Annotated in this window: 10 protein-coding genes; 7 read left to right on the top strand and 3 right to left on the bottom strand. The window is 48.3% G+C overall.

The features are described 5' to 3' along the window. Nucleotides 1-189 precede the first annotated feature (189 nt). A complete protein-coding gene (locus AC58UW_RS03400) occupies nt 190-822 on the bottom strand; it encodes a bifunctional 4-hydroxy-2-oxoglutarate aldolase/2-dehydro-3-deoxy-phosphogluconate aldolase (protein WP_497419300.1) in 633 nt (210 codons plus the stop codon). 169 nt (nt 823-991) lie between these two features. Here AC58UW_RS03400 and AC58UW_RS03395 point away from each other — a divergent pair, with 169 nt between their 5' ends. Next, nucleotides 992-1,438, top strand: coding sequence for a DUF948 domain-containing protein (locus tag AC58UW_RS03395; protein ID WP_497419299.1), 447 nt, complete (start codon nt 992-994; stop codon nt 1,436-1,438). 14 nt (nt 1,439-1,452) lie between these two features. Next, entirely contained in the window at nt 1,453-1,824 is a 372-nt protein-coding gene (locus AC58UW_RS03390) for a YtxH domain-containing protein (protein ID WP_497419298.1), read from the top strand. A 53-nt stretch (nt 1,825-1,877) separates the two neighbouring features. On the opposite strand, the gene AC58UW_RS03385 is transcribed toward AC58UW_RS03390, so the two are convergent. Further along, complete coding sequence (locus AC58UW_RS03385; protein ID WP_497419297.1) at nt 1,878-3,002, bottom strand: phosphodiester glycosidase family protein; 1,125 nt, start codon at nt 3,000-3,002, stop codon at nt 1,878-1,880. 118 nt (nt 3,003-3,120) lie between these two features. Then, nucleotides 3,121-3,792: a helix-turn-helix domain-containing protein gene (locus tag AC58UW_RS03380; RefSeq protein ID WP_497419296.1), complete on the bottom strand. Its 672-nt coding sequence runs from the start codon at nt 3,790-3,792 to the stop codon at nt 3,121-3,123. A gap of 170 nt (nt 3,793-3,962) precedes the next feature. Between AC58UW_RS03380 and AC58UW_RS03375 the strand changes: the two genes are divergently transcribed. The 5 genes from AC58UW_RS03375 (at nt 3,963) to racE (ending at nt 10,090) form a co-directional block, all read left to right on the top strand. Beyond that, a complete protein-coding gene (locus AC58UW_RS03375) occupies nt 3,963-5,999 on the top strand; it encodes a glycoside hydrolase family 15 protein (protein WP_497419295.1) in 2,037 nt (678 codons plus the stop codon). A gap of 18 nt (nt 6,000-6,017) precedes the next feature. Next, nucleotides 6,018-7,175 carry a glucose 1-dehydrogenase gene (locus AC58UW_RS03370; protein ID WP_497419294.1) on the top strand — a complete coding sequence of 386 codons (1,158 nt, stop codon included), beginning with the start codon at nt 6,018-6,020 and terminating at the stop codon, nt 7,173-7,175. 496 nt (nt 7,176-7,671) lie between these two features. Continuing rightward, on the top strand, nt 7,672-8,091 hold the full coding sequence (locus tag AC58UW_RS03365) for a disulfide oxidoreductase (RefSeq protein ID WP_497419293.1): 420 nt from the start codon (nt 7,672-7,674) through the stop codon (nt 8,089-8,091). 85 nt (nt 8,092-8,176) lie between these two features. Then, complete coding sequence (locus tag AC58UW_RS03360) at nt 8,177-9,166, top strand: polysaccharide deacetylase family protein (protein WP_497419292.1); 990 nt, start codon at nt 8,177-8,179, stop codon at nt 9,164-9,166. A gap of 114 nt (nt 9,167-9,280) precedes the next feature. Further along, nucleotides 9,281-10,090 (top strand): glutamate racemase, encoded by an 810-nt coding sequence (racE, locus tag AC58UW_RS03355; protein ID WP_497419328.1) that lies wholly within the window; start codon nt 9,281-9,283, stop codon nt 10,088-10,090. The last annotated feature ends 55 nt before the right edge of the window (nt 10,091-10,145 follow it).

Raw genomic sequence — 10,145 nt, 5'->3', positions numbered from 1 at the left:
AGCATTGTTTGTTGTATAGTAGGCATGAGTAGGGTTCCTTTCTTGGTGGTGTCGCAATCCCGAGAATACCCTACTTTTTTGCTGCCTGGCTAGGCTCCAAATCTTGGTACACAAACAATTTTACACCGTCCCCAACCCCGCGCAGAGATCAAATTAGCGGTGGATTTTCCTTTTATTCCAGCTCAGCAATTATCGTGAAGCCGCAAGCAGGCGGGCAGCTTTGTCTGTTACCCATTCGTAGCGACCGGCTTCGATCTCTTTTAGATTAATAAGCGAGCCGCCAATTCCTAATCCATAGCAGCCTATATCCACAAATTGCTTAATATTCTCCTCGGTTACGCCACCAACAGCCATCATAGGAATATGGTCTAGCGGCCCCATTAGTTCCTTGATGTAGGTCAGTCCAAGGCTGGCGCTTGGGAAAATTTTGATCGCTGTCGCGCCTGCTTTCCACGCTTTGACGACCTCGGTTGGTGTCATCGCTCCCGGGAAAATCGGAACTCCCTCACGGTTTGCATAACGAATGACGTCCTCGTCCAAATTCGGCGTCACCAGAAAAGAGGCGCCTGCTTGAACAGCTTTCTGCGCACCCTCTACATCGAGCACAGTGCCTGCGCCAATATACATTTGTTTACCCAACCTATCCTGCAGCTCACTAATCATCGCCAAAGCGCCAGGTGTGTTGAGCGTTACCTCCATTACGGTGACTCCGCCTTTCAAGAGCGCTTCTGCTAAAGCAACAATATGAACTTCTTTCACGCCTCGAACAATGGCGATAATGCGCGTTCGTTCAATTTCCTTCAATCCTTGCTCTCGGTTCATGTGACTCCTCCAGATGTTCATTTGTTTTTCATTATGACAGGTCCCTGAAATTTTTCCAGTTTTTTTGTGTCAAAACAAGCTGCTCCTACCTATACTGTAGTAATTCATAGGCATTCGTCTAGAAGCCGTCATCAATCTACGCAGTTTGCAGACCCAGGAGGTGCCCGTCATGACGTGGATGGAGATTAGTGCAGTTAGTTCGGCTCTTGCTTTTATCGTGTTAGTTGTATTTGCCGTTCGCATGCTGATTACAGCAAAACACATGTTACAGCAGCTTAGTAATACGGTTTCTCAAACGGAGCAGCATGTAGCAAAGGCAGCAGGGGAAGCCGAGCAATTACTGAAGCAAGCGGGGCAACTGACCGAAGAGGTGCACTTGCAGGTACTGGCGCTAGAGTCAACCGTTCAATCCATCGAGAAGACTGGAGCAGCTATAGGGGATGTCGCTTCGGTTCTTCGCAAAGGTGCACGAATGATGAATGATTCGCTTCACGGTGCGGAAAAGGTTGTACATACCCACCAGAAGCGTATACAGGACGTCATGGAGTGGGCAACGACGGGTTATGAGCTGTGGCAAAGATGGCAGGCGAATCGGAAAGCCAAATCAGACCATTAAGGAGTGGATTTCACATGACAAGCGAAAAAAAAGGTAAAGATCTTCTCATCGGCGCGATAGTTGGAGGTTTACTTGGCGCAGCGACAGCTCTCCTGCTCGCACCGAAATCCGGACGCGAGCTTAGAACTGACATTGCGGAGAACGCCAAAGCCGTTAGTGACAAGACAGTACAACTGGCAAACTCAGTCTCCCAAAAAACGCAAGAGGTTGCAAAATCTGTAACCACGACAACTTCTGATTTCGTAGGCAAAGCGAAAGACACAGCATCCAATGTGGTTGGCACGGTTCGTTCCTGGAAAGAGTCCAAGAATGACGATACGGAATTGCTTGATGACGTGGAAGTATCTGAAGCAGCAGAAGATTTAGTAATCCTAGGTAATCGCTAAAAGGAACTTAAAAAGCAGCAAGCTCAAGAACTAGAGCTTACTGCTTTTTGCATTTACCATTTGGATGGGTCAATTTTGCGAATATCCAAACCTTCCCAGACGTTCTTGATGGGAGCCGTTTCCGGATGTTCGAAGAGCAGCCATGCCGTAGGAAGATACCTCTCCCCGTATTCACTGGAGGGCTTGTTGATGATTGCATTATTATGCACAAGAACGGTAGAGGCTCCACCGTCTAAATTAGCGGCTGTGACAGCGCCATGCGCCAGGAAAATCTCCTGAATATCGTATAGCGTTGCTCCTATGCTGTGCTTTTGTCTGCCGTCGATAACAGCGAATAGAATGGAGCCGTCTTTGGTTTGCGCCATGCTGGTTCGCGGAGCAATGCCCCAGCCATCGGCTTGGCTTTTAATTTGTCCAACGCCATTGACGATGAACCGTGGGGAAAAGGAAACAGCTTCCTGAACACCCATCTCCACCAGCTCGGAGACTTTATATTTGCCTGCGATCATGCGACCTTCTTTGTCGATGCCGACCACTTGGACAGTGCCGTTCATCCCTTTGTCATTGTAAAAGATTTTGCCCCCGGACATGACGATGCCTTCCGGTTGAAACCCATTCCCCTCCCAGTTGGGGTCAATGAAGCCTCCGCCGTTAACGCCGAGGATCGCTCCCGTTCTTTTGACCATGGAGGATACTTTCTCGCCTTTGCCAACTTTCTCTGGAACGGCAATTCGAAGCTTTTTTGGATCCGAAATCGTAACAAGCTGCCCTTTGAAATTCGTCCCCGAAATAGGTTCGATGGTCACGAGCTCCTTCTTGACGGCCGCCGCTGGGGCTGCCTGGCTCACAGGCTCAATCTGAACAATTCCTTTATCCTTCTCGTCGCCCATCTCGTCAAACTGCTTCCAATAAGCTTCCACGCGCTTCTGCAATTCCTCAGAGCCAATTAAATATTTGGCCCAATCCCGATGCTGTGTTGTAATCAAAGTATCGGCCATCATTAGCCGAACACTCGTGCCTGACGAAGTAAGGAAAAACCAACATAAGGACAGGATAGAAACAAGAATAAAGCTTAGAATCGTATACAGAAAAAAACGCATGCCCACAGAACGTTTTGTGTTGTTCTTTCTCGCTAGTCGAGACTGTGTCTGTGTGGAGGTGGTCTGTTGTACAGCCATGAATTCATTACCAACCCTCTCTGCCAAAAAATCAATGTAATCAACCCTTATAGATAGACGAAAAAAAAGGAGTAAAGTTTCATTATTGATGAACTTTACTCCTTTTTTATACTTGGTGTTAGATTGGACGCTTTACTGAAGACAGCAATGAATCTGCTGCGGAAGGACGCTCGTAATGAAATTCTAGGCCCATGCCCGTATTCCGAGCTACGCTGCGCAGAATAAGATCGTGGTACTTCTTTTGACGAATCGCAGCGATAACAACAAATTTCGAGATGCCGAGGGCGTCGAAATAAAGTTTGCCTTCTCTTTCATTATACTTTTGCACATGATTCATATTGACGAAAAGGTCGGTATCCATCTTTTTAAAGCCAATTTCTTCAAGCTTATCTAAGAAAAGACTGAAATCGAGCAATGAATTTACAGCTTGGCTTATACGTTCAAAACGAGTATGATAAATCATTTCTTTCGAGCTGACTTCAATAAATAAAGTATCGTTCACGGAAACAGGTTCCTGCAATGCGGCTTTGCTGCTGCCAACTTGCTCACTCTCGTTCTCGAGGTAGCCGGCTTTCTCCATTAAATCCGTGTATGGAATGTTGTAGGCATCCGACAGCTTTTTAAGCGTAACAGGCGATGGGTTGATTTTCTCATTGGTCGAGCGATTGCGCTCTAATTCCAAATCTCTGATGTAGGCGTGTGAAAGTCCGCTTTTGTTAGCTGCTTCGCGCAGGGACATTTTGCCCCGTAAGCTTTCCAAAAATTTACCGAATCCTTCTAATTGCTTCATAGTGATGAATCCCTCCATATTGTTTAATTGTAAATGTTTTTCATGGAAATGAAAATGTGTAAGCGTGAATTGGTGCCATTTTCCTGAAATCCCTGCCATGTGGGCTGCGTGCATATTTATGCTTAGCGATTGGAAAATTAGTAGCATCATCATGGAAAGAGGCTGATCGCATGGCAAGGGATTTACCCATTGGGAACGGGAATGTACTCATTAATTTTGACGCTGCTTATAATATTCGTGACATGTATTACCCTTTAGTAGGTCAAGAGAATCAATCTAGCGATCATCTTTCACATTTTGGTATTTGGTGCGCGCGAGATTTCTTCTGGATCGACCATCCGGAGGTCTCAAAAAAGCTGAATTACCTAGAAGATTCGCTGGTTACCAACGTTGAATGCGCCCATGAGAGGCTGGGATTAAGCTTCGTCATTCGAGATGGCGTTGATGTTCAACAAAATGTTTTTTTACGCAAAATTAAGCTGCAAAACCATTTTGATGAGGAAAGAGAGATAAAACTTTACTTTCATTTGGATTTGCAAATCTATGGCAATGGTGTCGGCGATACGATTTATTTTGACCCGGAGTTGAATTCGCTGTTGTTTTATAAAGGGCATCGCTACATGTCTTTGTCGGGTTTATCTCCAGATGTCGATAAGCCGTATCCCAGCGGTTATGCAACAGGGCAGAAAGGGATACATGGTCTCGAAGGCACATGGCGTGATGCGGAAGACGGCCACTTAGGGGGGAATCCGATTGCACAGGGTTCAGTTGACGGGACACTTGAGTTGACGATGCTGCTGCCTCCCAAAAGCTCGAAAGAAGCATGGTTCTGGGTTTGTTTTGGTCATACGAAACAGGAGGTAGAGCGATTGGAAAGCTTGGTGCGCACAGAGTCGCCACAAACTTTACTGCAGCGCACCCATGATCACTGGGTCAAATGGGTCAACCAAGATGCTCATCAGCTTTCCTTGCTGAAGCCGGAACTAGCTTCCTTTTATAAAAGATGCCTGCTGATCACTAGGACGAATGTTGACAATCGCGGTGCGATTATTGCAGCAAATGATTCGGATATTTTGAAGTTTGCCAAAGATACCTATTCCTATATGTGGCCGCGGGACGGGGCGCTGGTGTCTCATGCTTTAGACCGGGCCGGGTATTATGAGCTTTCCAGGAAATTCTTTGACTTTTGTCTAAAAGTGTTGACACCTGAAGGCTATCTCATGCACAAATACAATCCAGACAGCTCTGTAGGCTCAAGCTGGCATCCATGGGTGGACGGTCAGGGGAAAAAACAGTTAGCCATTCAAGAGGATGAAACGGCACTCGTTCTGTATACCTTGTGGCATCATCATAAGCTGGCAGGCACCATAGAGCGCTCCCGGGAAGATTACGAGAAGTTTGTGAAACCCGCTGCGGACTTCCTCGTTCATTATCGGGACGCCTCTGGGCTTCCGCTGCCTTCCTACGATCTCTGGGAAGAGCGCTATGGCGTACTAGCCTTTACAGTCGCATCTGTGTATGCGGGTCTAGTTGCTGCTGCTCGTTTCGCTGATTATCACCAGGACAAAGCACGAGCCGTTTATTATGCAGATATCGCGAGTCAGGTGAAAAAGGCAGCGGAACAGCAGTTGTTCGCGGCTGACCAGAATCGGTTCTTACGTGCTTTATATTGGAGCTATAATGACAATAAATATGTGCCTGACTATACGCTGGATATGAGTATGTACGGGCTATTCGACTTTGGATTGTTCGAGTTGGAGGATCCGAGGATCGTGACGACGATGAAGGTTCTAAAGGAGAAATTGTGGGTACATACGGATATCGGCGGCATTGCCAGATATGAGAATGACTACTACCATCAAGTGACGAATGATGTGGCTAAAGTGCCAGGCAATCCGTGGTTTATTTGTACGCTTTGGTATGCGGAATGGCTGGTGGCCTCGGCAAAAGCGATTGAAGATCTGCAAGAAGCGGAGAATCTGATGTTCTGGGCGATCCGCCACGCGTTGCCATCGGGTACGATGGCGGAGCAAGTGCATCCGTTCACAGGGGTGCCGCTTTCCGTTTCGCCGCTAACATGGTCACACGCTTCTTTCATCAAAGTAACGCAAGAATATTTGTCTAAGCTAAAGAAATTAACCTTGATGGGAACCAAGCAAGCAGCAGATGCCAGCGAAGACAAGGTGTTGGAGCCGGTTGTTCAATAGTTGGGAGGAGATGATGAGATGAAAGCGATTCGCGTCAAACAACTGCGACAGGGCAATGCATCGATTGCGTTAGAAACCGTAGACGATCCCGTGATTTCTCATCCGCAAGAAGTGATTGTCAAGGTATTGGCAGTAGGTTTGGACGGTACGGATAAGGAGATTCTGCAGGAAAAATACGGTGTTCCACCGGAAGGGGAGGACGATTTGACGACTGGTCATGAATCCCTTGGTGTTGTGGCCGAAGCTGGGGCAGATAGTGGATTCCAGCCAGGGGATCTCGTGACCGCAATTGTGCGGCGGCCCTGCCGAAATCAAAGCTGCGTCAATTGCCGGAACGGTCACTCTGACTTCTGTCAGACCGGGGAATTTGTGGAACGCGGAATCAAAGGCGCGCATGGCTTCCTCTCGGAATACTACAAAGAAGAGGGACGTTACCTCGTACAAGTTCCTACTGAACTGCTTGAGCAAGGCGTGCTGGTAGAGCCGCAGAGCATTGTTGAGAAAGTATGGGATCAGGTGCTGCGCGTGCAGCAGCGGCTGATTTGGGAGCCGAAGACAGCGCTTATTCTTGGCTCAGGCCCATTAGGGCTGCTCGCTGCCGTCACATGCAGACTGCTCGGCTTGGATGTGCACGTGTGGTCCAGATCCCCGCAGGACAGTCTGCAAGCGCAGCTTGTTAAGGACTGCGGCGGTGTGTACCAAACCGCGGACGAAGGCGGCGCCGCGAGTTTGACAGCTTATGCGGAGGGACTCCGCAAGCCGTTAGATCTGGTGCTCGAATGCACGGGCTACAGCCCGCTTGCCTTCGAGGCCATGGCTGTGCTAGCACCGAATGGCGTGCTGGCGCTGCTCGGGGTCACGCCAGCTGACCGCAAGCTGGAGATTTCCTCCGACATGCTCAATCAGAGCATGGTGTTGGAGAACAAATGCGTGATTGGCTCAGTGAACGCGGCGCGCAAGGATTTTGAAACGGCCATCTACCGGCTGCAGCAGATGGAGCGGTTGTACCCCGGTTGGCTTGACCGATTGGTCACCAACCGGATGAAGCTGGAGGCTGTGCCGGAGCTGGATTTTGCGAGTATCCCGATCAAAGCGGTCGTCGACATCGTTCCGGTGGAACAGTGGCGCGGGCTGGTGAAACAAACGAGAGAAGTCGCGTATAGCTTCTCGGTTTAGAACGATTAAGCGGGCAAGTTGTGGCCTGCTTAGTCGTTTTTTTGTGATGCGCGCTGAGGAGCTTGGTCCGAGAGAGCCGAAAAGGCCGTCTCGGAAGCCGAGGCGGCGTGAACAAGCCGCGAGACGTTCAGAAAGGCCGTCTCGCGTACGGATTTGACGGAGTGGATGCCGAATGCCCGTCCGAGAGAGCCGAAAAGGCCGTCTCGGAAGCCGAGGCCGCGTGAACAAGCCGCGAGACGCTCAGAAAGGCCGTCTCGCGTACGGATTTGACGGAGTGGAGGCCGAATGCCCGTCCGAGAGAGCTGAAAAGGCCGTCTGGGAAGCCAAGCGGCGTGAAACAAGCCGCGAGACGCTCAGAAAGGCCGTCTAGCGTACGGATTTGACGGAGTGGAGGCCGAATGCCCGCCCGAGAGAGCCGAAAAGCCGGCTCACCCAAAAGGTTAGACTTCCCTCCTATATTTTTCTATAATAATGGGGAAGGGGAGGACGAGCACAAATGTCAAAAAAATTCTTAAAAGAAAACGGTATGTACCTATCCTGGCTGATTGCTTTAATCGCCACATTAGGGAGTCTGTATTTCTCGGAAATTATGCATTTTATTCCTTGCAAACTATGTTGGTATCAACGTATTCTCATGTATCCGCTGGCTATCATCTTGGGGATCGCAGCTGTGCGTAGAGACTATAAGCTGACGATTTATGTTCTACCCTTGACGATCTGGGGAGCCTGTATTTCCGTTTATCACGTTTTGCTCCAATCTGGGGTTTTCCACGAATCCGCAACGGGTTGCGGGCCAATCCCATGTGATGTAGATTACTTGAACTGGCTTGGATTTATTACGATTCCTATGCTTGCCGGAACTGCTTTTATTTTGATTACTATTCTCCAATACTTGACATACCGAGCTACGAAATAAACCCCCGTACCAAAAATAGGCAGGTAATTTGTCTAGCACTGTCGAAAGGAGTACTGAACGTATTCCTAACTAACGAGGTGCTACGATGACACCAATTACCAAAAGTGCTGCACTGCTGATCCTTTTAAGCGCAACATTGGTCGGTTGTGCAGACAAGAGCCTGCTTTCTCCAGCAGCCGAAGCTGTAACGACGCCAAATCCGCAAGCAACTACCATAGCGGTTGAGCCAACGCCAACGCCAACTCCTAAACCAACAGCAAAGCCCATAGCTACTCCTAAGCCAAGCGTAGTACCGAGTGCAACTCCGCAACCAACGACGGCCCCCAGCCCTACAGCATCAACAAAGCCGGCAGCGGGCACGACAATTACAAAGACCCCCACAGGGGACAAAGTGCCTTATTCGTGGTATTACATGAAGAAGAAAACAGGACAAGTTCCCGATTTTCCGAAAGAAACGAAATCTTTTACCGCTGATCAGAAAGCCGTTTGGGTAGGGACCGGGAAAAAGGTTTACTTAACGATTGACGCAGGAGGCCCGCTGATTGAAGTGGATTTAATGCTGAAATCCTTGAAGGAAAACGGTGTGAAAGCGAACTTTTTCATATCAGGCAACAATATTAAGTTAAATCCGGATTATTTAAAAAGAGTTGTGGCCGACGGCCATTTTGTTGCCAATCATACGATGACGCACAAAGATTTCAATGAGCTGAGTGATGATCAAATTCGCAAGGAAATTACGGATTTTGAAGCCTTATATAAGAAACTGACGGGTAAGGAAGTTGAGAAATATTTCCGCTTCCCTTACGGTCACTACAATATGCACAACTTAAGTTTAGTATCCAGTATGGGGTATACGTCTGTCTTTTGGTCGACAGCCATGCGAGATTGGGAGCCAAGAGAGAATGGAGCCGAGGATCCGTACAACGATATCATGAATAATTTGCATGATGGCAATATTATTTTGATGCATCAGGGTTCTTTGGAAAACATGCAGGCGCTCGCGCGGATCTGTAAAGAAATCAAGAAGCGGGGGTATGAATTCGCCCTTGTGAATGATTTGCAGCCCAAAAAATAGGTGACCGACCACCTATAATCAGTGTTGTAAGCCTAGGTACCTTTCAGCTTGTACGTTCATATTCTATCCATGTAGCCTGTGAAATTCATTAACCGGCAAAGGATGCGGATAGGTGTGCAGCAAGCGATAGCCGTACTGGACTCCGGAGTCGGAGGATTAACTGTAGTAAAAGAACTCATGAGGCAGCTGCCGCAAGAAAAAGTCATCTATTTCGGTGATACGGCTCGAAGTCCTTATGGTCCGCGATCAGCTGTAGAAGTACGTACATTTACCCGGCAAATTGTGGATTACTTAATTCAATTTAACCCTAAAATGATTGTGATTGCTTGCAATACGGCAACCGCGGTTGCCATAGAAGATATTCGAGAACGGGTCTCGATTCCGGTGCTGGGGGTCATCTCGCCAGGCGCGCGAGCCGCAATAAAGCATACTCGAACCGGTGTTGTTGGGGTTATCGGTACGGAAGGGACGATCAAAAGCAAGGCGTATGAACATGCCTTAAGGTTAATTTCACCGAACATTCAGGTGTACAGCGAGCCTTGTCCGCTTTTGGCGCCATTCGTGGAGAAAGGACTTTTTGGCAAAGCACAAGAGCAGGAGATTGTGGAGCAATCGCTTCGGCCGCTGGTCGGCAAGCCAATTGATTGTTTAATACTGGGATGTACGCATTATCCCTTTCTGATGGAGCCGATCTCCCGGGTTATGGGGCCGGATGTCACCTTGATTTCATCTGCGGACGAAACGGCAAGAGAAATCAGCACGATTCTGTACCATCGCGATCGAATGGAAACATCGGGGATACTGCCCATTCACCAATTTTTTTGCAGCGGAGAACCTACATTATTTAAGCGTATTACAGAAAGCTGGCTCAAAGATCAGATTGCCATTACACCTGTCGTCTGGCAAGTGCCCACTATTTTTTGATTAGACCCTTAGGGGTCTATTTTTTTGTTGGGAAGTGCCCATAACATAACTTCAT

The organism is Paenibacillus sp. J22R160 (genome assembly GCF_059692135.1).
The sequence above is the reverse complement of the archived record's forward strand: the minus strand, read 5'-3'. Positions and strand labels throughout refer to the sequence as shown.

What these genes read in the sequence shown, in the direction of transcription:
- AC58UW_RS03395 (WP_497419299.1), top strand. Translation starts at nt 992, where the DNA reads ATGACGTGGATGGAGATTAGTGCAGTTAGTTCGGCTCTTGCTTTTATC.
- AC58UW_RS03380 (WP_497419296.1), bottom strand. Translation starts at nt 3,792, where the DNA reads ATGAAGCAATTAGAAGGATTCGGTAAATTTTTGGAAAGCTTACGGGGC.
- AC58UW_RS03385 (WP_497419297.1), bottom strand. Translation starts at nt 3,002, where the DNA reads ATGGCTGTACAACAGACCACCTCCACACAGACACAGTCTCGACTAGCG.
- AC58UW_RS03370 (WP_497419294.1), top strand. Translation starts at nt 6,018, where the DNA reads ATGAAAGCGATTCGCGTCAAACAACTGCGACAGGGCAATGCATCGATT.
- AC58UW_RS03390 (WP_497419298.1), top strand. Translation starts at nt 1,453, where the DNA reads ATGACAAGCGAAAAAAAAGGTAAAGATCTTCTCATCGGCGCGATAGTT.
- AC58UW_RS03365 (WP_497419293.1), top strand. Translation starts at nt 7,672, where the DNA reads ATGTCAAAAAAATTCTTAAAAGAAAACGGTATGTACCTATCCTGGCTG.
- AC58UW_RS03400 (WP_497419300.1), bottom strand. Translation starts at nt 822, where the DNA reads ATGAACCGAGAGCAAGGATTGAAGGAAATTGAACGAACGCGCATTATC.
- AC58UW_RS03375 (WP_497419295.1), top strand. Translation starts at nt 3,963, where the DNA reads ATGGCAAGGGATTTACCCATTGGGAACGGGAATGTACTCATTAATTTT.
- AC58UW_RS03360 (WP_497419292.1), top strand. Translation starts at nt 8,177, where the DNA reads ATGACACCAATTACCAAAAGTGCTGCACTGCTGATCCTTTTAAGCGCA.